This window comes from Streptomyces sp. NPDC001450, from assembly GCF_053597295.1.
Genome location: NZ_JBSFHY010000039.1, coordinates 49213 through 70304 on the forward strand (window position 1 = coordinate 49213; position 21092 = coordinate 70304).

The 21092-nt window shown below is 71.3% G+C and carries 23 protein-coding genes; 7 read left to right on the plus strand and 16 right to left on the minus strand.

What is annotated here, in order from left to right:
- Positions 1-32: 32 nt before the first annotated feature.
- From ACWC5O_RS34150 to ACWC5O_RS34175, 6 genes are all read right to left on the minus strand, one after another.
- Positions 33-614, minus strand: a complete 582-nt coding sequence (locus ACWC5O_RS34150; protein WP_450582820.1) for a sugar kinase — start codon at positions 612-614, stop codon at positions 33-35.
- A complete protein-coding gene (locus tag ACWC5O_RS34155) occupies positions 611-1756 on the minus strand; it encodes an ROK family glucokinase (RefSeq protein ID WP_450582819.1) in 1146 nt (381 codons plus the stop codon). The genes ACWC5O_RS34150 and ACWC5O_RS34155 overlap by 4 nt, the downstream gene beginning before the upstream one ends.
- Before the next feature lie 140 nt (positions 1757-1896).
- On the minus strand, positions 1897-2667 hold the full coding sequence (locus ACWC5O_RS34160) for an ATP-binding cassette domain-containing protein (protein WP_450582817.1): 771 nt from the start codon (positions 2665-2667) through the stop codon (positions 1897-1899).
- The gene (locus ACWC5O_RS34165) at positions 2664-3692 is read right to left on the minus strand and encodes an ABC transporter permease (RefSeq protein ID WP_450582815.1); all 1029 of its coding nucleotides are present in this window, start codon (positions 3690-3692) and stop codon (positions 2664-2666) included. The genes ACWC5O_RS34160 and ACWC5O_RS34165 overlap by 4 nt, the downstream gene beginning before the upstream one ends.
- An 8-nt stretch (positions 3693-3700) precedes the next feature.
- Complete coding sequence (locus tag ACWC5O_RS34170) at positions 3701-4705, minus strand: sugar ABC transporter substrate-binding protein (RefSeq protein ID WP_450582813.1); 1005 nt, start codon at positions 4703-4705, stop codon at positions 3701-3703.
- 163 nt (positions 4706-4868) lie between these two features.
- Complete coding sequence (locus ACWC5O_RS34175; RefSeq protein WP_450583197.1) at positions 4869-5606, minus strand: GntR family transcriptional regulator; 738 nt, start codon at positions 5604-5606, stop codon at positions 4869-4871.
- A gap of 138 nt (positions 5607-5744) precedes the next feature.
- On the opposite strand from ACWC5O_RS34175, the gene ACWC5O_RS34180 reads away from it, so the two are divergent.
- Entirely contained in the window at positions 5745-6767 is a 1023-nt protein-coding gene (locus ACWC5O_RS34180; RefSeq protein ID WP_450582811.1) for a Gfo/Idh/MocA family protein, read from the plus strand.
- Positions 6768-6778: 11 nt separating this feature from the next.
- Here ACWC5O_RS34180 and ACWC5O_RS34185 read toward each other — a convergent pair whose 3' ends face one another.
- From ACWC5O_RS34185 to ACWC5O_RS34195, 3 genes are all read right to left on the minus strand, one after another.
- The gene (locus ACWC5O_RS34185; protein WP_450582810.1) at positions 6779-7969 is read right to left on the minus strand and encodes a cytochrome P450 family protein; all 1191 of its coding nucleotides are present in this window, start codon (positions 7967-7969) and stop codon (positions 6779-6781) included.
- Positions 7970-8041: 72 nt separating this feature from the next.
- A complete protein-coding gene (locus ACWC5O_RS34190; protein ID WP_450583195.1) occupies positions 8042-8713 on the minus strand; it encodes a response regulator transcription factor in 672 nt (223 codons plus the stop codon).
- A gap of 77 nt (positions 8714-8790) precedes the next feature.
- The gene (locus tag ACWC5O_RS34195; protein ID WP_450583194.1) at positions 8791-9981 is read right to left on the minus strand and encodes a sensor histidine kinase; all 1191 of its coding nucleotides are present in this window, start codon (positions 9979-9981) and stop codon (positions 8791-8793) included.
- A gap of 251 nt (positions 9982-10232) precedes the next feature.
- Here ACWC5O_RS34195 and ACWC5O_RS34200 point away from each other — a divergent pair, with 251 nt between their 5' ends.
- The gene (locus ACWC5O_RS34200; protein ID WP_450582808.1) at positions 10233-10433 is read left to right on the plus strand and encodes a hypothetical protein; all 201 of its coding nucleotides are present in this window, start codon (positions 10233-10235) and stop codon (positions 10431-10433) included.
- Between the two features lie 55 nt (positions 10434-10488).
- Here the strand turns inward: ACWC5O_RS34200 and ACWC5O_RS34205 are convergent, their stop codons facing one another.
- Positions 10489-10884: a ribonuclease domain-containing protein gene (locus ACWC5O_RS34205; protein ID WP_450582806.1), complete on the minus strand. Its 396-nt coding sequence runs from the start codon at positions 10882-10884 to the stop codon at positions 10489-10491.
- A 191-nt stretch (positions 10885-11075) separates the two neighbouring features.
- Complete coding sequence (locus ACWC5O_RS34210) at positions 11076-11894, minus strand: AIM24 family protein (RefSeq protein WP_450582804.1); 819 nt, start codon at positions 11892-11894, stop codon at positions 11076-11078.
- A gap of 102 nt (positions 11895-11996) precedes the next feature.
- Here ACWC5O_RS34210 and ACWC5O_RS34215 point away from each other — a divergent pair, with 102 nt between their 5' ends.
- Entirely contained in the window at positions 11997-12746 is a 750-nt protein-coding gene (locus ACWC5O_RS34215; RefSeq protein ID WP_450582802.1) for an SDR family oxidoreductase, read from the plus strand.
- 90 nt (positions 12747-12836) lie between these two features.
- Here ACWC5O_RS34215 and alc read toward each other — a convergent pair whose 3' ends face one another.
- Positions 12837-13967 carry an allantoicase gene (alc, locus tag ACWC5O_RS34220; protein WP_450582800.1) on the minus strand — a complete coding sequence of 377 codons (1131 nt, stop codon included), beginning with the start codon at positions 13965-13967 and terminating at the stop codon, positions 12837-12839.
- A 53-nt stretch (positions 13968-14020) separates the two neighbouring features.
- Positions 14021-15358: an allantoinase AllB gene (gene allB / locus ACWC5O_RS34225; RefSeq protein ID WP_450582799.1), complete on the minus strand. Its 1338-nt coding sequence runs from the start codon at positions 15356-15358 to the stop codon at positions 14021-14023.
- Between the two features lie 274 nt (positions 15359-15632).
- On the opposite strand from allB, the gene ACWC5O_RS34230 reads away from it, so the two are divergent.
- Positions 15633-16427, plus strand: a complete 795-nt coding sequence (locus ACWC5O_RS34230) for an IclR family transcriptional regulator (RefSeq protein WP_450582797.1) — start codon at positions 15633-15635, stop codon at positions 16425-16427.
- A 221-nt stretch (positions 16428-16648) separates the two neighbouring features.
- Here the strand turns inward: ACWC5O_RS34230 and ACWC5O_RS34235 are convergent, their stop codons facing one another.
- Complete coding sequence (locus ACWC5O_RS34235) at positions 16649-16948, minus strand: DUF5955 family protein (protein ID WP_450582795.1); 300 nt, start codon at positions 16946-16948, stop codon at positions 16649-16651.
- Positions 16949-17105: 157 nt separating this feature from the next.
- Here ACWC5O_RS34235 and ACWC5O_RS34240 point away from each other — a divergent pair, with 157 nt between their 5' ends.
- Together ACWC5O_RS34240 and aceB are read left to right on the plus strand one after the other, a co-directional pair.
- Entirely contained in the window at positions 17106-17714 is a 609-nt protein-coding gene (locus tag ACWC5O_RS34240; RefSeq protein ID WP_450582793.1) for a nucleotidyltransferase family protein, read from the plus strand.
- A gap of 184 nt (positions 17715-17898) precedes the next feature.
- Positions 17899-19524 carry a malate synthase A gene (gene aceB / locus ACWC5O_RS34245; protein ID WP_450582791.1) on the plus strand — a complete coding sequence of 542 codons (1626 nt, stop codon included), beginning with the start codon at positions 17899-17901 and terminating at the stop codon, positions 19522-19524.
- A gap of 40 nt (positions 19525-19564) precedes the next feature.
- On the opposite strand, the gene ACWC5O_RS34250 is transcribed toward aceB, so the two are convergent.
- Positions 19565-20065, minus strand: a complete 501-nt coding sequence (locus ACWC5O_RS34250) for a WD40 repeat domain-containing protein (RefSeq protein WP_450582789.1) — start codon at positions 20063-20065, stop codon at positions 19565-19567.
- Between the two features lie 207 nt (positions 20066-20272).
- Here ACWC5O_RS34250 and ACWC5O_RS34255 point away from each other — a divergent pair, with 207 nt between their 5' ends.
- Positions 20273-20461 carry a hypothetical protein gene (locus ACWC5O_RS34255; RefSeq protein ID WP_450582787.1) on the plus strand — a complete coding sequence of 63 codons (189 nt, stop codon included), beginning with the start codon at positions 20273-20275 and terminating at the stop codon, positions 20459-20461.
- Positions 20462-20563: 102 nt separating this feature from the next.
- Here the strand turns inward: ACWC5O_RS34255 and ACWC5O_RS34260 are convergent, their stop codons facing one another.
- The gene (locus ACWC5O_RS34260; RefSeq protein ID WP_450582785.1) at positions 20564-21088 is read right to left on the minus strand and encodes a hypothetical protein; all 525 of its coding nucleotides are present in this window, start codon (positions 21086-21088) and stop codon (positions 20564-20566) included.
- Positions 21089-21092 lie beyond the last annotated feature (4 nt).

Here is a 21092-nt window from a genome sequence, read left to right on the forward strand (position 1 = left end):
CAATCGGCTCCGGCGGCCGGCCGGGGCCCCTGTTACGGGACCGTGCGGGAGACGACGTACACCATCGGGTAGTTCGGGTCGGACATGTTGACGACCACGTCCTGGGTGGGCGCCGGGTTCTTCTGCTTGCGGGTGAGACCCGACCAGGGGCCGGGGCCGGTGAAGTTCCAGCCGGAGACCTTCTGGTCGCGGGAGCCGATGGTGATGTCGTCCTTCTTCAGCTCGTCCCGGCGTACGCCCATGGCCCCCAGGAAGCTGTCCAGGCCGGCGCTGTTGGTGCGGAACTGCACGTACAGGCGGCTGGTCTTCCAGTTGTTGGTCTCGTAGTAGGCGATGTAGTCGGCGGGGTGCGGGACCGCCACCTGGTAGAGGCGGCGCTGCACCTTCGACGGCCAGCCCGGGGTGAGGCCGGTCGCCGAGTACTTCGCCTCCTTGTCCTTGCCGCTGTTGCGGCTCTGGTTGGCGGAGATCACCAGATAGCCCGCCGGGACGCCGATGAGCAGCACGATGATCAGCAGGGTGAGCGCCCTGCGTCTGGCCTTGTGCCGCGGGTCCTCCGCGGGCCTTCGCGGTTCGTCCGGGGGCGCGGCCTGATGGGGCAGCGAGGCGATCATGCGGTGTCCCGGTCGCGGCGGGCCTGGGCGTACCGCTCGTAGCGCTCGTACCGCTCCACCCGGCGCCGCTTGGCCCGCCGGAACCGCCGGGCGACCAGCCGGGCCAGGTCGGCGGCGCCGACCATGCCGGCCTCGGGGCCGAGCTGGGCGCGGGTGATGCGGGCCTCGGGGCGGTATCCGCGGCCGGTGAGGTGGCGCTTGAAGGCGTCCCGGGCCGGGCCGATGAGCAGGTCGTCGGCGGCGCTGACGCCTCCGCCGATCACGAAGCAGGACGGGTCGAGGGCGGCGGCGAGGTTGGCGATGCCGACGCCGAGCCACTGGCCGATGTCCTGGAGCAGCTCGATGCACATGGCGTCGCCCTCGCGGGCCAGCTCGGTGATCATCGGGCCGGTGATGTCGTCGATGTTGCCCTTGACGTGCTCGATGATCCCGTAGGCCACCGGGGAGTCCGCGGCGGCCAGCTCCTTGGCCTCGCGGACGAGGGCGTTGCCTGAGCTGTACTGCTCCCAGCAGCCGCGGTTGCCGCACGGGCAGCGGTGGCCGCCGGGGACGACCTGCATATGGCCGAACTCACCCGCGACGCCGTACTTGCCGCGCTTGACCTGGCCGTCCTCCAGGATGGCGCCGCCGATTCCGGTGCCCAGCGTGATCATGACCAGATGGTCCTCGCCACGGCCGGCGCCGAAGCGCCACTCCGCCCAGGCGGCGGTGTTCGCGTCGTTGTCCACGAGGACCGGCACGGAGAGGCGGCTGGCGAGGCGGTCCCGCAGCGGCTCGTTGCGCCAGGACAGGTGGGGCGCGAACAGGACGCGGTTGCGGTCGGCGTCGACCCAGCCGGCGGCGCCGATGCCGACCGCGTGCACGTCGTGGCGGTCGGACAGGTCCAGGACCAGTTCGACGATGGTGTCCTCGACGACCTTGGGGCTCTTGGACTTGTCCGGGGTCTCCGCGCGGAGCTTCTCCAGGATGTTTCCGTCCGCGTCCACCACGCCCGCCATGACCTTGGTGCCGCCGATGTCGATGCCGACGGTGGGGACACGGGGGGCGGTCAGATGTGACCGGCGTTCCCTGGTGCCGACCGTTCGGAGCACGGGGGCTCGGCGGGAGCCGATGGGGGCGGTGAGGTCGCGGTAGGTGCTCATCGGGCTCGATTCTGCCGCACGCTCACGCTGAGTGCTGCGCGGGGCAGGGGGAGGGGGTACGCGATCCTTGCCGGGTGCGGGTCCGTTTTGGTTGCTCGCGCCCCGCGGCGGAGCCGCAGATCCACACAGCCCCGCGCCCCTTAACTACGCTGCAGTTCGTGGCGTAGAGCGTCCAGGTCGGCTCCACCCGCCATCTGCTGCGTCAGCTCGTCCAGGGTGATGTCGTCGCGTGTGTGGTTGCCCACCATCGTGCCGCGTCGCAGCAGTACGAACCTGTCGCCCACCAAGTACGCGTGATGCGGGTTGTGGGTGATCAAGACAACACCCAGGCCCTCGTCGCGTGCTGCCGCCACGTACTTCAGGACCACGCCGGACTGCTTGACGCCCAGGGCCGCCGTCGGCTCGTCCAGGACCAGGACCTTCGCGCCGAAGTGGACCGCCCTGGCGATCGCCACGCACTGGCGTTCGCCGCCGGAGAGGGTTCCGATGGGCTGGTCGACGTCGCGGAGGTCGATGCCCATGCGCAGGAGTTCGGCCCGGGTCGTCTCGCGCATGAAGTCGATGTCCAGGCGCTTGAAGGGTCCCTTGCCCCTGCGGGGCTCGGAGCCGAGGAAGAAGTTGCGCCACACCGGCATGAGGGGGACTACCGCCAGATCCTGGTAGACCGTGGCGATACCGCGGTCGAGGGCCTCGCGCGGGGAGGAGAGGGTCGTCTCCTCGCCCTCGATGCTCAGCGTGCCGCCGTCGTGCCGGTGCAGGCCCGCGATGATCTTGATCAAGGTGGACTTGCCGGCCCCGTTGTCACCGAGGACGCAGGTGATCTCGCCGGGGTTGACCTCCAGCGAGACGCCTTCGAGGGCACGGACGGTGCCGTAGTGCTTGCTGACGTCGGCCAGCTGGACGAGAGTCACTTGTCGGCCTCCGTGCGCTTGCGGACCCAGGCGTTCAACAGGGTCGCGAGGAGCAGCATCGCTCCGAGGAAGAACTTGAACCAGTCGGGGTTCCACTCGGCGAAGACGATGCCCTTGCTCGTCATGCCGAACAGGAGCGCGCCGACGGCCGAGCCGACCGCGCTGCCGTAGCCGCCGGTGATCAGGCAGCCGCCGATGACGGCCGCGATGATGTAGATCAGCTCGTTGCCGACGCCCTCGCCGGACTGGACGGCGTCGAAGGAGAAGAGCAGGTGCTGGCCGGAGATCCAGGCGCCGAACGCCACGCCCATGTAGAGGCCGACCTTGGTCCTGGCGACCGGCACGCCGACCGCGCGGGCGGCGTCCTGGTTGCCGCCGACCGCGAAGATCCAGTTGCCGGCGCGGGTGCGCAGCAGGATCCAGGAGGCGAGGGCGACGAGGCCGAGCCACCACAGGACGGTGACCTTGAAGTCGACGCCGCCGAGGGTGAGGGTCGAGGCGAAGACGGCGTGGGCGCTCGGGAAGCCCTCCATGTCGGCGATGGTCTTGGTGGAGACCGTGCCGTCGATCAGCTTGGTGAAGCCGAGGTTCATGCCGGTCAGCATCAGGAAGGTGCCCAGCGTGACGATGAAGCTGGGCAGCTTGGTGCGGGTGAGCACGAAACCGTTGAAGGCGCCGATGGCGAGCGTGACGAGGAGCGAGACGCCGACGCCGACCCAGGTGTTCGCCGTCATCTGGTAGCTGAACATCGAGGAGATCAGCGCGGATGACGTCACCAGGACGCCCGCCGACAGGTCGAACTCGCCGGCGATCATCAGCAGGGCCACGGGTACGGCCATGATGCCGATGGTCGAGGAGGCGTACAGGACCGTGCTGAGGCTGGCGGCGCGCAGGAAGCCGTCGGCCGCGAACGCGAAGACGGCGAAGACGGCGAGCGCGCCGACGATCGAGCCCAGCTCGGGGCGGGCGAGCAGCTTCCGCAGCGGCGAGGTCCGCAGAGTCCTCTCGTCAGCCGTGCGTTCCATGGTGACGGTCATCGGGTGCCCCGCTCGGTGTACTCCGCGAGGGCGGCCGTCTGGTCCTTGGTGATGATCTGCGGGCCGGTGAGGACCGGCTGACCGCCGCCGAGGACGTCGCCGTTGTACTTGTACAGCCACAGCAGGTCGACGGCCTGGTAGCCCTGCAGGTACGGCTGCTGGTCCACGGCGAAGCCGAGGGTGGCGTCCTTCAGCTCGGCGGCGACCTTGGCGTTGAGGTCGAAGGTGTCGACCTCGGCCCTGCTGCCCGCGTCGGCCTTCGCCTTCACGGCGGTGTCGGCGTAGGGGGCACCGAGGGTGACGACGGCGTCGACGGACTTGTCCGCCTGGAGCTTGGCCCCGATCGCGGACTGCACGTCGGGCATGTCGGTGCCGTTGACGTAGAGCTTCTCGACCTTGCCGTGGAACGTCTTCGCGACGCCGTCGCAGCGCTGCTCGTGACCGACGTTGCCCTGCTCGTGCAGGACGCACAGGGCGTTCTTGCGGCCGCGCTTGTTCAGCTCCTCGCCGACGGCCTCGCCGGCGATGGTCTCGTCCTGGCCGATGTGGGTGAGGGCGCCGAAGGCCTTGGACTCCTCGGAGCCGGAGTTCACCGTGATCACCGGGATGCCGGCCTTCTCGGCGCGGGCCACGGCGGCCTTGAGGGCGTCGGGCTTGGCGAGTGTGACGATGATGCCGTCGACCTTCTTGTCGACCGCCGCGTCCACCAGCTGGGCCTGCTGCTGGGCCTCGTCGTCGTGCGAGTACAGGAAGTTGATGTTGTCCTTGACGGCGGCCTGCTCGGCACCGCTCTGCACGATGTCCCAGAAGGTGTCGCCGTCCCCCGAGTGAGTGATCATCGCGAAGGTCCAGCGGGGGGTGTTCACCGCCGCCCTGCCCTGGGCGGCGGCGGCCTTGCGGGCGTCCTCGGCCCGTTTGCCGCCGGTGCTGCTGCACCCGGCCAGGGACACGGAGAGTGCCCCTGCCAGCGTTATGCCTACCCAGGTCCGAAACCGTGCCACGAGGCCGTGCCCTTCTTGCCGTGTTCGTCCGTACGCAAGGGGCCGGTGATCACCTCAGCGGCCCCAAACGCTCCAGTATCGAACACGGGGAACACTGCTGACACGACTGGGGAGCGTCCGCCCGGCGCATTGTCCGGACATTGCGACGAATGACCGGCGGGGCTCAGGGGCGCACCAGCAGCTGGAACTCGAAGGAGTAACGGGTGGGGCGGTAGGTGTGGTCGCCGAACTCGACCGCCCGGCCGGTGTCGTCGAAGGTGGTGCGCTGCATGGTGAGCAGCGGGGCACCCTCCGCCTCGGCGAGCCGCTCGGCCTCGGCGGCCGTGGCGCCGCGGGCGCCGATCGACTGGCGGGCGCTGTGCAGGGTGATCCCGGCGGAGCGCATCAGCCGGTAGAGGCCGGTGACCTCCAGCTGGCCGGTGTCCAGGTCGAGCAGGCCGGGTGGCAGGAAGTTGGTCAGGTAGGCCATCGGTTCGCCGTGGGCGAGGCGCAGGCGCTCGATGCGGTGCACGTCGCTGCCCTCGGCGACGGCGAGCGCGGCGGCGACCTCGGCGGAGGCGGGGACGACGGTGTTCACCAGGACCTTGGTCGCGGGCCGCTGGCCGGCCGCCTCCAGGTCGTCGTAGAGGCTGCTCAGCTCCAGGGGGCGCTTGACCTGGCTGTGCACGACCTGGGTGCCCACGCCCCGGCGGCGCACCAGCAGGCCCTTGTCGACGAGGGACTGGATGGCCTGGCGGACGGTCGGCCGGGACAGGCCGAGCCGGGCGGCCAGCTCGATCTCGTTGCCCAGGAGGCTGCCTGGCGTGAGACTGCCGTGCTCGATGGCGGCCTCCAGCTGCTGGGAGAGCTGGAAGTACAACGGTACCGGCGAACTACGGTCCACACGGAGGTCGAGTGACACGGTCGGGTCCACATCTGGTTTCGGCACGGGCTCGAGCGTAGCCCCGTGCTCGGTTGACGGGAAGTTGTGTAGACAGATTGTCCAGTTGTTCGGACATTAGCATTGACAGCGCACGGGGTCGGCCCTCACTTTGTTTCCATGCGCATCGGGGTCATCGGTACGGGCCGCATCGGCACCATTCATGCGAACACGCTGAGCCGCCACCGTGAGGTCGGATCGCTGATCCTGACGGACGCGGATCCGGCGCGCGCGCAGGGGCTGGCGCACCGCCTGGGCGAGACGGCGGCGCCGGGGGTGGACGAGATCTTCAAGTGGGGCGTGGACGCGGTGGTGATCACCACGGCCACGGCGGCGCACGCCGAACTGATCGGTCGGGCAGCCCGCTCGGGCCTGCCGGTCTTCTGCGAGAAGCCGATCGCCCTCGACCTGCCGGGCACGCTGGCCGCGCTCGCCGAGGTCGAGACGGCCGGCACGGTGCTGCAGATGGGCTTCCAGCGGCGCTTCGACGCGGGGTACGCGGGCGCCCGGGAGGCGGTGCGCTCGGGCCGGCTCGGGCGGCTGCACACCGTCCGGGCGATGACCTCCGACCAGTCCCCTCCCCCGCCGGAGTGGCTGCCGCTGTCCGGCGGGCTGTTCCGGGACACGCTGATCCACGACTTCGACGCGCTGCGCTGGGTGACGGGCCGTGAGGTCGTGGACGTGTACGCGACGGGGTCGGACGCCGGCCCCGCGATGTTCCGCGAGGCCGGTGACGTCGACACCGGCGCGGCCCTGCTCACGCTGGACGACGGCACGCTGGCGACGGCCACGGCGACCCGGCTCAACGGCGCCGGCTACGACGTCCGCATGGAGCTGGCCGGGGAGCGGGACACGGTCGTGGTGGGCCTGGACGACCGTACGCCGGTGGCGTCCACCGAGCCGACCGGGCCGCCGCCCGCGGACAAGCCGTGGGCCGGCTTCCTGGAGCGGTTCGGGCCCGCCTACGAGGCCGAGCTGTGCGCCTTCGTCGACGTGCTGCACGGTCAGCGGCCCAACCCGTGCGACGGCCACGAGGCTCTGCAGGCGCTGCGGATCGCCGAGGCGTGCGAGATGTCCCGGCGGGAGCGCCGCCCGGTACGGCTGGCGGAGGTCCAGGACGGGGCGCAGCCGTCGTACGGCTGAAGCCGCTGCGCTCACCAGCGCACCGGCAGGGTGCGCATCCCTCTCATCAGCAGGCCTGGCAGCCACTCGCCGGGCGAGCCGTCGAGCGCGAGTCCGGGGGCGCGCTCCAGGAGGGTACCGATGGCCGTGCGGCCCTCCAGGCGGGCCAGGGGCGCGCCCAGGCAGTAGTGGATGCCGTGGCCGAAGGCGAGGTGGCCGCGGGTGTCGCGGCGGATGTCGAACCGGTGCGGGTCGCTGTAGCGGTCGCCGTCGCGCTGGGCGGCGGTGAGGCCTACGATCACTTGCTCGCCCTTCTCGATCGTCGTGCCGGCGATCTCCAGGGTCTCGGCGGCGTACCGGAACGTGCCGCTCTGTACCGGGCCCTCATAGCGCAGCATCTCCTCGACGGCGCCGTCGAGGAGGCTCATGTCGGCACGCAGGGCGGCGAGTTGGTCGGGGTGGGTGAGGAGGGCGAGAACGCCGTTGCCGATGAGGTTGACCGTGGTCTCGTGGCCGGCGATGAGCAGCAGGAAGGCCATGCCGCGCAGTTCCCGCGCGGAGAGCCGGTCGCCGTCCTCGGCGGTGGTGCGGATCAGGTCGCTGAGCAGGTCGTCGGTCCGTCCGGCGGAGCGCTTGTCCTCGATCAGCTCGGTGAGGTACTCGCCGAGGCGGATGACCGCCTCGTACTCCGTGTCCCCGTTGGTCGGCGCGACCACCTCGGTGGACAGCTTCCGGAACTCCGCGCGATCCATGTCCGGGACGCCCAGGAGTTCACAGATGACGGTGATGGGCAGCGGGAAGGCGAGTGCGTCGATGAGGTCGGCGCGACCGCGCGGCACCATCTCGTCCAGCAGGTCGTCGGTGATCTGCTGGATCCGCGGACGCAGCCGCTCCACCCGGCGCATCGTGAACGCGCGGGTGACCAGGCCGCGCAGGCGGGTGTGCTGAGGCGGGTCGGTGGCCAGCAGGTACTTGCCGACCATGTCCTCGTCCAGGAAGGTCGTGCCGATCTTGGATCCGTCCTTGGCCAGCCGGGGGTCGACGAGGGCCGCCCGCGCCTCTTCGTACCCCACCAACAGCCAGGCCTCGTACCCCTCGTCCGCTCCCGGCAGCCGGACGCGGTGCACGGGGCCCTGCTCGCGCAGGCGCTCGTACACCGGATGCGGATCCCGGCGGAAGGCGTCCCCGAACTCACCCAGGTCGACCACGTGTTGCCTGTCCATCGCTCCCCTTCCGGACTCCCCCGAGGCCTACCGGGCACCTCCCGGTGCAGGAACAACGCGCGGGGTGCCCGCTTAGTGCCCGTCCTCGTCGAGAAGTCCCGCGTCGTAGGCCAGCAGGGCGATCTGGACCCGGTTGTTGAGGCCCAGCTTGGCCAGGATGCGGGAGACGTGGGTCTTGACGGTGGCCACGCTCATGAAGAGCTCGGCGGCGATCCGGGCGTTGGCCAGGCCCCGGCCGACGGCGACGGCGACCTCCCGCTCGCGGTCGTTGAGCGCGGCGAGCCGCTCCCGCGCGTGTGCCTGCCGGGAGTCGGCGGCGGTGCCGGCCGCGTGCCGCATCAGCTGGCGGGTGACCGCGGGCGACAGCACCGGTTCCCCGGCCGCGACCCGGCGCACCGCGTCGACGATCTCGGCGGGCGGGGTGTCCTTGAGCACGAACCCGGCGGCACCCGCGCGCAGGGCGTGCAGCACCTGCTCGTCGGCGTGGAAGGTGGTGAGCACCACGACCTCGGGTGCGTCCGTCCGCTCCCGCAGCCGCTGGGTGGCCGTGAGCCCGTCCACCGACGGCATCCGGATGTCCATGAGCACGACGTCCGGCCGGGTCCGCTGCACCGCGTCCTCGACCTCGCCGCCGTCGGCGGCCTCCCCGACGATCTCGATGTCCCCGGACCCGCCCATCATCAGCGCGAGTCCGGCGCGCACCAGGGGGTCGTCGTCGACGAGGAGAAGTCTGATCGGAGTCACAGTCATGGGAGTTACGTAATCACGGGGACGCGGGGTGGTGGGCGCGTCCCGGCCAAGGGAGGCCGCCCCGCCGCAGCTCAGTCACCGCCCCACGGCAGCCACCCCCGCACCTCGAACCCCCCGTCCGCCGTCGCCCCGTGCTCCAAGTTGCCGCCGGTCAGCGTGGCGCGTTCGGTCAGGCCGATCAGGCCCTGCCCGGAGCCGGGCACCGGCGGGACGTCGGATTCGGGGGCGGGGTTGCGCACCGTGATCGTCAGGCCGGACCCGGGGGTGCCGGTGACCTGGACGGTGACGTCGGTGCCGGGGGCGTGTTTGCGGGCGTTGGTCAGGGCCTCCTGGGCGATGCGGTAGGCGGTGCGGCCGACCGAGGCGGGGAGGGCGGCCGGGTCGGTGACGCGCTGGTCGAGGGTGACCTTCATGCCGGCCTCACGGCACTCGGCGACCAGGGTGTCCAGCGCGGCCAGCGTCGGTTGCGGGCGGCTCCCGGCCGCGTCGTCGGACTCCCCGGCCCGCAGCACGCCGATGATCTCCCTGAGGTCCTGCAGCGCCTCGTGGGCGCTCTCCCGGATGACCCCGGCCGCCCGCGCTATCTCGTCGCGGGGCGCGTCCGGCCGGAACTCCAGGGCTCCGGCGTGCACGCTGAGCAGGGTGAGCCGGTGGGCCAGCACGTCGTGCATCTCGCGGGCGATGGCCTCGCGGGCGAGCCGCTGCGCCTGCTCGGCACGCAGCCGCGCCTCTGTCTCCGCACGCCGGGCCCGGTCGCGCAGGCTCAGCATGAGCTGCCGCTTGGAGCGTACGAACATGCCCCAGCCGATGAGGGAGAGGGTGAGCAGCACGGTGAAGGCGAGGACTCCGGCATAGGGCAGTTCGGGGTCGGGTCGCAGCCAGTAGAAGAGCGGGAGCAGGGCGAGGTCGATGCCGCCGACCAAGGCGACGTAGCGGAAGGGCCGGTGCACCGCGAGGGCGAAGATGACGACCATCCCGGCGCCGCCCGCGGTGTTGGACAGGAACCCGACCGGGATCATCGCGACGGCGAGTGGGACCGGCCACCGGCGGCGCAGCCAGAGCGCCCCGCAGGCGAGGGCGCCCAGCACCTGGTCGAGCACGGCGAGGGAGTCCGGCAGCCCGGCTTCCTCGGACAGGGACTGCGCGGCCGCCAGGCCGAGCACGACGGCCAGCAGGAAACACGAGAAGTCGACGACCCAGTCGCGCGCGGTGCGCCGTGGCCGTCGGTCCGCGGCCCCGGCGTCCGGGTCCAGCTCGTGCATCAGGGCGGACGGGAACAGCCACCGGCGGCCCGCGAACTCCTGCGGCGCCCGCGCCGACTCGACTTTGCTCACGGCCGACAAATCTACGCAGGATCGGCTCGGGCGAGCGCCCCGCGCTGCGGATCGCCGACCAAAGTCGCACCGCTGTGGACTTTCGGTGGTGCCGCCCGGACGGGAAGTCGTTCCTCCGGCACACACGCCTCGCCCCGCGGCCGATGTGTGGGGGGAAGCCGCGGGGCGAGAGTCGTGCCATGAAACAGCTGCTGGAACTTCTCGGATTCATCGCCCTGGTGCAGGGCGTCCTGGGCCTGGTGCACGAGTTCACCCACTGGCACGTGGGTCTCGTGCAGCGGATCGGATTCCTCGACGGCTACGAGGTCTACGCGAGCGTGGCGCTCCTGCTGCTCGCGTTCGCGCTGTTCGCCGTCGCGGACGGCCGGAAGTCCGGCTGAGCGCGGACCGGACCCCCGGCCGGGCGCGCCGTTCCCCGGGACCGGACCGTCCGGCTCAGCAGCCGAAGTCGATCAGGTCGAACGTGGCGTAGTGGTCCGAGGTGTAGTAGTCCTCCTGGTACTCCTCGCCGGTGACGATGCGCCGGGCACCGCGCGTGGAGGAGCCGGGGGTCTTCACCGTGTACTCGTGGTAGTAGCCGGACGACTGCTTGGGCAGGACGCCTTCACGGTTCGAGAAGACGGTGCCGTCCTGCGAGTACGGGAAGGGACCGCCCTGGTCGATCAGCTCCAGGGTGTCGTACGCCTGCGACGGCAGGTCGCTGTAGCAGATGCTGCCGGCGGAGACGGCGGCGGCGTCCGCCGTGGTGGCGGAGACGGTGCCACCGACGAGGAGGGCGGACAGGAGGGCGGCTGCGGCGCCGATGCGAGTTGCGCGTGGGGGGAATCTCATGGCTCCATGATGACGCGCGTAGACGTTGGCATGTCAACGACAAAGTTGAAGATTTTCCCGTCAAGTCCGATGAGTTTTCGGGAAGTTAACCTGCGGCTCTGCCTCAGGCCCGGGTGTCTTCGGGGAGGGCGTAGGAAACTCGGTTGAGAGCCAGCGGTTCCAAACCCCGCACACACCCGCAACTCATCGGTTCAGCCCGCGTGCGTCGAGAACAGTCCGCCGGTCGGGCCCTGCTTGTCACCGCCCTGGGCCTTCTTCAGGGCGGCCGCGAGGCTCTCGATGGTGAGGGACTGCAGGATCACCCTTCCGTTGCCCTCCAGGGTGGCCAGGGACAGGCCCTCGCCGCCGAAGACGGCGTTCATGACGCCCTGCCGGTTGAGGCCGCCGACGCGCTGGACGCCGTACTGGATGCCCTCCTCGAAGGCGACCACACAGCCCGTGTCCACCTCGATCCGGCCGCCGAAGTCCGCCGGGTTCAGGTCGATGAAGTTGCCCGCGCCCGCGATGATCACCGTGCCGTGCCCGGTGAACTTCTCCAGGATGAAGCCCTCGCCACCGCTCATGCCCGTACGGCCGCCCTGGAAGGCGATGCCGAACTGGACGCTGGACTCGGCGGCCACGAACGCGTCCTTCTCGGCGAACCACGCGCGCGTGCCGTCCAGTTCCAGGGCGCGCATCTCGCCGGGCAGCACGCCCGCGAAGCCGACCGTGCCCTCGCCGCCCTGGGCGGTGAAGTACTGGAACGCCAGCGACTCGCCGGCCAGCATGCGCTGGCCGACCTGCATGGCGGTGCCCATGGCCTGGCGCAGCATGCCGCCCATGCCGCCGCCCGAGCCGCTCTGCTGACCGCCGTTGCCGTTGCCCGACGGGCCGGACAGGCGAGTCTCCATGGTCACGTTCGTCGTCTTGAACAGGAACTTCCCCGCCTCGCAGTACACGGTCTGGCCGGGGTGCAGGTTGACGACCGCCATCTGCATGGCGTTGCCGACGATCTCTTGCTGAAGGGTCACGCGGGGAGAACGCGGGAGGGGGAGCGAAGAGTTCCGGCGGTGGCCGGATTCGGTGTCCGTTCGCCGCCAGCGGACGGCCTTCGCGGCCGCTGGGATGGAGGCATGACGGCTCATGGAACTCTGAACGGCAAGGTGGCCCTGGTGACCGGCGGCAGCCGGGGCATCGGGGCGGCGGCCGCCCTGCGGCTCGCGCGTGCGGGTGCGGATGTGGCGGTGACCTACGTGAACGGCAAGGAGGCGGCCGAGGACGTCGTACGGGCCGTGGAGGCGCTGGGGCGCCGGGCGGTGGCCCTGCGCGCCGACTCGGCGGACGCCGGTGAGGCGGCGGACGCGGTGGAGCGTACGGCGGAGGTCTTCGGCGGGCTCGACGTGCTGGTGAACAACGTGGGCGTGGGGCTGCTGGGTCCGCTGCACACGCTCACGCTGGAGGAGGTCGACCTGGTGCTCGCGGTGAACGTGCGCGGAGTGTTCCTGGCCTCCCAGGCGGCGGCCGCGCGGATGCCGGCCGGCGGGCGGATCGTCACGATCGGTACGTGCATGACGCAGCGGGTGCCGGGGCCGGGCGGGACGCTGTACGCGACGAGCAAGGCGGCTCTGGTGGGTCTGACGAAGGCACTCGCGCGGGAACTCGGGGAACGCGACATCACCGCGAACATCGTCCATCCCGGGCCGACGGACACGGACATGAACCCGGCGTCCGGACCCTACGCGTCCGCGCAGGCGGCGATGACGGCGCTCGGGCGGTTCGGGACGGCGCAGGAAGTGGCGTCCATGGTGGCGTACTTGGCGGGGCCGGAGGCGGCGTACGTCACGGGCGCGGAGTTCGCGGTGGACGGCGGACACGCGGCGTGAGCCGTTTCGGACCACGCCCGTCCTGAGAGGACCCGTGGAGCGCACCGGTGCCGTCCCGGCCGGTGCGCCCCACGCGCGTGTGCGGGTGGATCAGCCGCCCAGCTCCTGGTGGCGCGTCGCCAGGGCCGTCGCGCCCGCCTCCGTCAGGGTGCCGTACAGCCGCAGGCGGGAGATGCCGCCGTCGGGGAAGATGTCCACGCGCGCGTGCGTGCCGACGGCCGGCTGCGGGAGTACGAAGCGGTGGTCGGTGTCGGGCTGGAGGCGGGTGCGCGGGAGGATCTCGGTCCAGTCGCCGTCCTCGCCGTCCTTGACGGAGACCGACGCCCAGCCCGCGCTGTTGCCCTTCAGGTAGGCCGTGTCGATCTCGATCGCGCGGATCTGGGACTGGGCGGCCAGCCGGTAGCGGATCCAGTCGTTGCCCTGGTCACGGCGGCGGCGTGTCTCCCAGCCGTCGTCCATCTTGCGGGACCGGCCCGGCTGGATGGTGTTGGTGGCCGGCGAGTAGAACAGGTTGGAGGCGTCCTCGACCTGGCCGCCGTTCTCCAGGGCGACCACGTCGAACGTGCCCAGGACCGCCAGCCACTCGGGGTCGGGTACGACCTCGCCGTACACGCGCAGGCGCGCGATGCCGCCGTCGGGGTGCTGGTTGACGCGCAGGTGGGTGAAGCGCTGTTCGACGGAGACCGCGAAGCCGTTCGCCGCGTGGCCGCCCACCGCCGTGCGCGGGACCAGCGTCGTCCACTTCACGTCGTCGGACAGCAGGTCCTCGGGCGACGGGGAGCCCGGCACCGAGGCGCCTTCGACCGACACCGCCTGCGGGTAGTTGCCGCGGAAGTGGGCCGTGTCGACGACGATGCCGCGCACGACACCCGGCGCGCCGAGGCGGACCAGCGCCCAGTCGTGGTCCTCGGCCGTGGGCCAGGGGTGTTCGGCGCAGGCGCCGCGCCGGCGGCGGGTCTCCCAGCCGTCCATGATCTTGCCCTTGTGGCCGAAGTGCTCGGGGTCGAACTCGGCGGCCTCGGGCAGCAGCAGGTTCTCCCGCTGGGCGAAGAACTCGTCGTTGGCGGCGATGACTCCGGCGCCGAGCTGCCGGTCGGCGAGGTTGGCGTACTGGGTGAAGGGGAAGTCGGCGGTGCGGTAGTCCGCGTACGGGTCGCCTCCTCCGTAGGGGTTCGCGTCGCCGGTGAAGCTGGCCCAACTCGATGGTTGCTGCGCCGTCACGGTGATCAGGGGTTCCTTTCGGGAGTCGGCGGGATGCGGGTGCGGAGGATGGCTCACTGGGGGCGGGAGAGAAGTCGGCCCTTCGGCTCGGTGAACTCGCCGTCCGCGACGATGCGCTCGCCGCGCAGCCAGGTGGACTTCACGACGCCGTACAGGGTCTTTCCGGCGTACGCGGTGACCCGGTTGCGATGCTGGAGGCCGGCCGGGTCGACGGTGAAGGTCTCGTCGGGGGCGAGGACGGCGAAGTCGGCGTCGCGGCCGGCCTCGATGGCGCCCTTGTCGTGCAGGCCGACCAGGGCGGCCGTCCGCGTGGACATCCAGCGGACCACGTCCTCCAGGCCGTGGCCGCGCCCCCGGGCCTCGGTCCACACGGCCGACAGGCTCAGCTGGAGGCCGGAGATGCCGCCCCAGGCGGTGGCGAAGTCGTCGGTCTTCAGGTCGGCCGTCGAGGGCGAGTGGTCGGTGACGACGCAGTCGATGGTGCCGTCGGCCAGTGCCTGCCAGAGCAGGTCCTGGTTGGCGGACTCGCGGATGGGCGGGCAGCACTTGAACTCGCTGGCGCCGTCGGGGACTTCCTCGGCCGTGAGCGTCAGGTAGTGCGGGCAGGTCTCGACCGTGACCCGGACGCCCTCCGCCCGGGCGGCGGCGATCAGCGGCAGCGCGTCGCTGGAGGACAGGTGCAGGATGTGTACGCGGGCGTTGAGCCGCCTGGCCTGCGCGACGAGGTTCGCGATGGCCGTGTCCTCGGCGTCGCGCGGCCGGGAAGCGAGGAAGTCGGCGTACTTGGGGCCGCCCTGCTGCGGGGCGGCGGCGAGGTGGTGCGGGTCCTCCGCGTGCACGATCAGCAGGCCGTCGAAGCCGGCGATCTCCGCCAGGGACTGGGCGAGCTGCTCCTGGTCGAGGTGCGGGAACTCGTCCACGCCCGAGGGAGACAGGAACGCCTTGAAGCCGAAGACCCCGGCGTCGTGCAGCGGGCGCAGGTCCTTGACGTTGTCGGGCAGGGCGCCGCCCCAGAAGCCGACGTCGATGTGCGCCTTGTCGACGGCCACCTTCTGCTTCACCCGCAGGTTCTCGACCGTGGTCGTCGGCGGGAGGGAGTTGAGGGGCATGTCGACGAGCGTGGTGATGCCGCCGGCCGCCGCCGCGCGCGTGGCGGTCCAGAAGCCCTCCCACTCGGTGCGGCCCGGGTCGTTGACGTGCACGTGGGTGTCGACCAGGCCGGGCAGCAGGACGTGGTCGCCGAAGTCCTCCAGGTGTGCCGTGTCCGGGACCGCGGCGTCGTACGGCAGTACGGCCGTGATCTTGCCTGCGGACACGGTGACCGTGGCGGCCCGCGTCCCTTCCGGAGTGATGACACGCGTCGAGCGCAGCACCAGTTCAGCGTCGGACACCCGAGCCCCTCTCTCTGCCGCCGTTTTACTTCCAGGAAACGGGATTTACACCCACGTAACGGAATTCAACGTTCTGTTGAAGGAGTCTTCACTCCCGCCACCCCGCCGTCAAGAGGCACACTTCTGGACACCACCCCACGAGCGCCCACTCTGGACGTTTCCACAAAGCGGAATTAGAATTTCAGCAAGCAGAAGGTAGCTACGTACAAGCAGGGAGTCAACCGACTGCCGGGTAGGCTTCTGCCCTTCCCGCCAGTCCCGAAAGGAACGCGCCGTGCCGACGTCCAGCGCCAGCACCACCGACTCCGCGAAGTCCTCCGCCAGCGGCGGGGTCCAGTCCCTGGAGCGTGCCTTCGATCTGCTCGAGCGGATGGCGGACGCGGGCGGCGAGGTCGGCCTCAGCGAGCTCTCCGCGACCAGCGGACTGCCGCTGCCCACCATCCACCGCCTGATGCGCACGCTGGTGGCCTGCGGCTACGTACGCCAGCAGCCGAACCGGCGGTACGCGCTCGGCCCGCGGCTGATCCGGCTCGGCGAGTCCGCGTCCCGGCTGCTCGGCACCTGGGCGCGGCCGTACCTCGCCAGGCTGGTCGAGGAGACCGGCGAGACGGCGAACATGGCGCTGCTCGACGGCGACGAGATCGTGTACGTGGCGCAGGTGCCGTCGAAGCACTCGATGCGGATGTTCACCGAGGTGGGGCGACGGGTCCTTCCGCACTCGACGGGTGTGGGCAAGGCGCTGCTGGCGAACGTTCCGGACGACGAGGTGCGCGCGCTTCTCTCCCGTACGGGGATGCCGGCCGCCACGGAGAAGACCATCACCACGCCGGACGGGTTCCTGGCCGCACTGGAGGACGTGCGGCGGCTGGGGTACGCCGTGGACGACAACGAGCAGGAGATCGGGGTTCGGTGCCTCGCGGTGTCCGTGCCGGACTCCCCCACGGCGGCTGCGATCTCCATCTCCGGGCCTGCGGGGCGGGTGACGGAGGCGGCGACGGAGAACATCGTGCCGGTGCTGCAGGGAATTGCCGAGGAGCTTTCTCAGGCGCTGGCGAGTTCGGGCGCCTGAGGGGCGCCTGAGAGAGAGGGCTGCGGATCGTCGCGGGGCTCGGCTGCGTTGCGGCTCGTCGCGCCCACGCGGCCGAGCCGCATACCGACACAGCCCCGCGCCATGGCCGGCCCCCCGTTTTCGTATGACCACCGACGCGGCGTATCGACAGCGTGGCGGGCCAAAGGAGGCTGCGGCAGTCCTTCGCGGAAGTTGTCGACGAGGCTTGACGGCGGGCCGGTTCAGCCGCCCTGCCGGTCGCGCGGCGACTCCCCGAACAGGTCCACCGCGTCCCGCACCCCCGACAACCCCCGCGCCAGAGCGCTGACCGAGCCGATCGCGCCCGCGATCAGTAACAGGGACCTGCGCAGGCGCGGGATCTCCGGCATGCCGTCGACGGCCATCGCGGCCAGGGTGGCCAGCTCGTCCTCGGCTATGCCCCGGTCGGGGAACTCGGACGGGAGCGCGGCGAGTTCGCGGCGCAGCCGGGACACCGCGGTCCGCAGTTCCGCCACTCTCGGATCCTCGTCGCTGCCGGTCACTGGCCTCTGTCCCAAGCTCCGCAACGCAGCCCTCCCCCCTGGTACGCCGTCGTGCGCGGGTCAGTAAACGCCACGCCGTCCCGCGGCGCCACAGCACGGACCGAAATTCAGCCCAAGGAAACCGGCTGCCGCGGCCCGCGTCAGGTATGCAGGACGCATGACGGACAAGCGGGACCATCGTGCGGAGATCGCCGGGCTGCTGCTCGCGGCCGGCGGCGGCAGACGGCTCGGCGGGCGGCCCAAGGCGCTGCTGGAGCACCGGGGGCGCCCCCTGGTCGAACACGCGGTCGGGGTGCTGCGCGCGGCCGGATGCGACCGGATCCACGTCGTCCTCGGCGCACGGGCGGACGACGTCCGTGAGCGGGCCGAGCTGAGCGGCTGCGTACTGGTCGACAACCCCGACTGGGCCGAGGGCATGGGCTCCTCCCTGCGCGCCGGGCTCGGCTCGCTCGCCGGTACGGGCGTGCGCGCGGCCCTGGTGAGCCTGGTCGACCAGCCGGGGATCGGACCGGACGCGGTGGCCCGGGTACTCGGCGCGTACGAGGGCGACACCTCGCTGGTCTCGGCTGCCTACGACGGAGTACGCGGGCATCCGGTGCTCTTCGGCGCGGCCCACTGGGCGGGTATCACGGCGAGCGCCACCGGCGACCGCGGTGCGCGCGCCTACCTGAAGGAACACACCTCGGCGGTCCGTCTCGTGGAGTGCGCGGACGTGGCCGAGCCGTACGACATCGACACGGAGGCCGACCTGAGCCACCTTGAGTGAACGGGGTGGCACCGAGCGCCACCTTGCCTCGACTCAGAGAATCTCGACATCAACAAACCATTGAAGTTCCACGATGAGGAAACTACTATCCACTGCTCAGAAGCGTCCGACCGCACAGTGGGCGCTCACTGTCCTATTCGTGCCACTTGGCACCCGGTGCCACCGCTGAAGGAAGTGACAGCTCATGTCCGCACCAGCGCCGTCCCCGCTGGCCATCGTCGACGCCGAGCCCCTGCCCCGGCAGGAGGAGGTCCTCACCGACGCGGCGCTCGCCTTCGTGGCGGAGCTGCACCAGCGGTTCACCCCGCGCCGTGACGAACTCCTCGCCCGCCGTGCCGAGCGCCGCGCCGAGATCGCCCGCACCGCCACGCTCGACTTCCTCCCGGAGACGGCCGCCGTCCGCGCGGACGACTCCTGGAAGGTCGCCCCGGCCCCGGCCGCGCTGAACGACCGGCGCGTCGAGATCACCGGCCCCACCGACCGGAAGATGACCATCAACGCGCTCAACTCGGGCGCGAAGATCTGGCTCGCCGACTTCGAGGACGCCTCCGCGCCCACCTGGGAGAACGTGGTCCTCGGCCAGGTCAACCTGAGCGACGCCTACACCCGTGACATCGACTTCACGGACGAGCGGACCGGCAAGTCGTACGCCCTGCGCCCGAACGAGGAGCTGGCGACCGTCGTCATGCGCCCGCGCGGCTGGCACCTGAACGAGCGCCACCTCGTCGACGCCGACGGCAAGCCGGTCCCCGGCGCCTTCGTCGACTTCGGCCTGTACTTCTTCCACAACGCCCAGCGCCTGCTGGACCTCGGCAAGGGCCCGTACTTCTACCTGCCCAAGACCGAGTCGCACCTCGAGGCCCGCCTGTGGAACGAGGTGTTCGTCTTCGCGCAGGACTACCTCGGCATCCCGCAGGGCACCATCCGGGCCACCGTCCTGATCGAGACGATCACGGCGGCGTACGAGATGGAGGAGATCCTCTACGAACTGCGCGACCACGCCTCCGGGCTGAACGCCGGCCGCTGGGACTACCTGTTCTCCATCGTGAAGAACTTCCGCGACGGCGGGCCGAAGTTCGTCCTGCCGGACCGCAACGCCGTGACGATGACCGCACCGTTCATGCGGGCGTACACCGAACTCCTCGTCCGCACCTGCCACAAGCGCGGCGCGCACGCCATCGGCGGCATGGCGGCCTTCATCCCCTCCCGCAAGGACGCCGAGGTCAACAAGGTCGCCTTCGAGAAGGTCCGCGCCGACAAGGACCGCGAGGCGAACGACGGCTTCGACGGCTCCTGGGTCGCCCACCCGGACCTGGTGCCGATCGCCATGGAGTCCTTCGACCGGGTCCTCGGCGACCGGCCGAACCAGAAGGACCGACTGCGCGAGGACGTCCACGTCGAGGCGGCCGACCTCATCGCGATCGACTCGCTGGACGCGAAGCCGACCTACCACGGTCTCGTCAACGCCGTCCAGGTCGGCATCCGTTACATCGAGGCCTGGCTGCGCGGGCTCGGCGCGGTCGCCATCTTCAACCTGATGGAGGACGCGGCCACCGCCGAGATCTCCCGCTCCCAGATCTGGCAGTGGATCAACGCGGGCGTCGAGTTCGAGAACGGCGACAGGGCCACCCCGGAGCTGGCTCGCAAGGTCGCCGCCGAGGAACTCGACTCCATCCGCAAGGAGATCGGTGAGGAGGCCTTCGCGGCCGGCCACTGGCAGGAGGCCCACGACCTGCTGCTCCAGGTGTCGCTCGACGCCGACTACGCCGACTTCCTCACCCTGCCGGCGTACGAGCAGCTGCGCGGCTGACCCCGCCCACGCCCCCGGCGCCGGGTGGCGCCGGGGGCGTTCACGTGGACAGCCCGTACCGTCGGCGCTCCTCGGCAGTCAGCTCGCGCAGCTGGTCCGCCGACCGCTCCAGGAGCGCTTCGCACTGCCGGGCGTCCCTGCTGTCGGGCAGCGACCAGGTGTAGCGGCGGTGATCCTCGCCGATGACGGCGAACGAGCGGCCGTCGCCGGACCAGCGCGCGTCCAGCGGCACCCGGCACTCCAGCCGGGACACGGCCTGGCACGCTCCCGTCTCCGGCAGCCAGAAGGCGGCCCACCCGTCCCCCGCGGTCGCGAGCAGGCGTCCGTCGGGGGACCACAGGAGTGCGGCGGCGTTCCCGTAGGTGGCAGCGGAGCGCACCAGGGGCGTGCCGTCGTCGGCACCGCAGATCCGTACCGCCGATTCCCCGTCGAGGAAGGCGAGTCGCTGTCCGTCGGGCGACCAGCAGGCCGCGCGGGCGGTGACCTCCTCGCCCACGGGGATGTCGAGCAGCCGACGGCCGGTGGAGGCGTCCCGGACCACCAGGGGCCCTCTTTCTCGGCGGTCAACAGATGACGGCCGTCGGGGCTCCAGGCCAGCGCCCCGGTCCCGCGCTCGATGTCCTCGGTCCGGGCGATACGGCTCCCGGTCAGGGGATCCCAGACCTCGACGCGGTAGGTGGCCGTCACGAAGTCGTGGCAGACCGTGGCGAGGAGCGAACCGTCCGGGGACCACAGGACGCGGTCCACCATGTCGAACGCCGTGGACATCACGGCGGCACAGCGGCCTGAGGCGGGGTCCACGATCTCCACCCGGCCGCCGGCGAAGGAGACCGCCAGCCGGTCCACTCCCGGCCGCCAGACGAGCAGCACCGGCTTCGGATCGCGGGCCGTGACGGCCTTCCGCAGGCCGGCGCCGGTGCCGGGCTCCGTCACGTAGACGGCATCGCCTCCCTGCACGGTGGCGGCCACCCGCCCGGCTTCCGACGAAACGCTGCGCAGCAAGCCGCCTGGCAGCGGCCGGGGACGCCACGAGCCGTGATCACCGATCCACACGCCGCTGAACCGCGACCGCCAGGCGAAGCAGGTGCTGTCGGCGCGCCAGGCGATCTCCTCGGCACCCCAGGGGGCACGCAGGCGGCGCAGCATCGTGTGGTCGGCGACCCGCCACACGGTGATCGCCGCGCTCGCTCCCCCGGCCGGCGTCGGACACCGTCACGGCCACCAGCTCTCCGTCGGGTGACCAGAAGACACCGCCGGCTTCCACCCCGGTGTCCCACTCGTCCAGGACGGTGCCGTCCTCGGCGGCCCTGATCCGCAGGGTACGGCCGGACGCCTCCGCGGCTCGTCGGCCGTCCGGGGCCCAGGCGAACCACTGTGTGGTGCCGCGGAGTTCGTCGTCCGCCCTGACGACCCGCCAGGCCGGGTCGCCGTCCGGCAGCCGTGCGACGTGCAACTCGTTCCAGGAGAACAGCGCGAGGAGGGAGCAGTCGGGCGACCACGCCGACGCCTTGATCGGTGGGGCTTCGCAGGAGTGACGTACCTCCGCGAGCCGTCCCTGCGGCACAGGC

Bases quoted from the DNA above. Each gene is read 5' to 3' on its own strand.
- ACWC5O_RS34150 (WP_450582820.1), bottom strand. From the start codon at position 614: ATGATCGCCTCGCTGCCCCATCAGGCCGCGCCCCCGGACGAACCGCGA.
- ACWC5O_RS34155 (WP_450582819.1), bottom strand. From the start codon at position 1,756: ATGAGCACCTACCGCGACCTCACCGCCCCCATCGGCTCCCGCCGAGCC.
- ACWC5O_RS34165 (WP_450582815.1), bottom strand. From the start codon at position 3,692: ATGGAACGCACGGCTGACGAGAGGACTCTGCGGACCTCGCCGCTGCGG.
- ACWC5O_RS34180 (WP_450582811.1), top strand. From the start codon at position 5,745: ATGCGCATCGGGGTCATCGGTACGGGCCGCATCGGCACCATTCATGCG.
- ACWC5O_RS34185 (WP_450582810.1), bottom strand. From the start codon at position 7,969: ATGGACAGGCAACACGTGGTCGACCTGGGTGAGTTCGGGGACGCCTTC.
- ACWC5O_RS34195 (WP_450583194.1), bottom strand. From the start codon at position 9,981: ATGCACGAGCTGGACCCGGACGCCGGGGCCGCGGACCGACGGCCACGG.
- ACWC5O_RS34200 (WP_450582808.1), top strand. From the start codon at position 10,233: ATGAAACAGCTGCTGGAACTTCTCGGATTCATCGCCCTGGTGCAGGGC.
- ACWC5O_RS34205 (WP_450582806.1), bottom strand. From the start codon at position 10,884: ATGAGATTCCCCCCACGCGCAACTCGCATCGGCGCCGCAGCCGCCCTC.
- ACWC5O_RS34215 (WP_450582802.1), top strand. From the start codon at position 11,997: ATGACGGCTCATGGAACTCTGAACGGCAAGGTGGCCCTGGTGACCGGC.
- ACWC5O_RS34240 (WP_450582793.1), top strand. From the start codon at position 17,106: ATGACGGACAAGCGGGACCATCGTGCGGAGATCGCCGGGCTGCTGCTC.
- aceB (WP_450582791.1), top strand. From the start codon at position 17,899: ATGTCCGCACCAGCGCCGTCCCCGCTGGCCATCGTCGACGCCGAGCCC.
- ACWC5O_RS34255 (WP_450582787.1), top strand. From the start codon at position 20,273: ATGTCGAACGCCGTGGACATCACGGCGGCACAGCGGCCTGAGGCGGGG.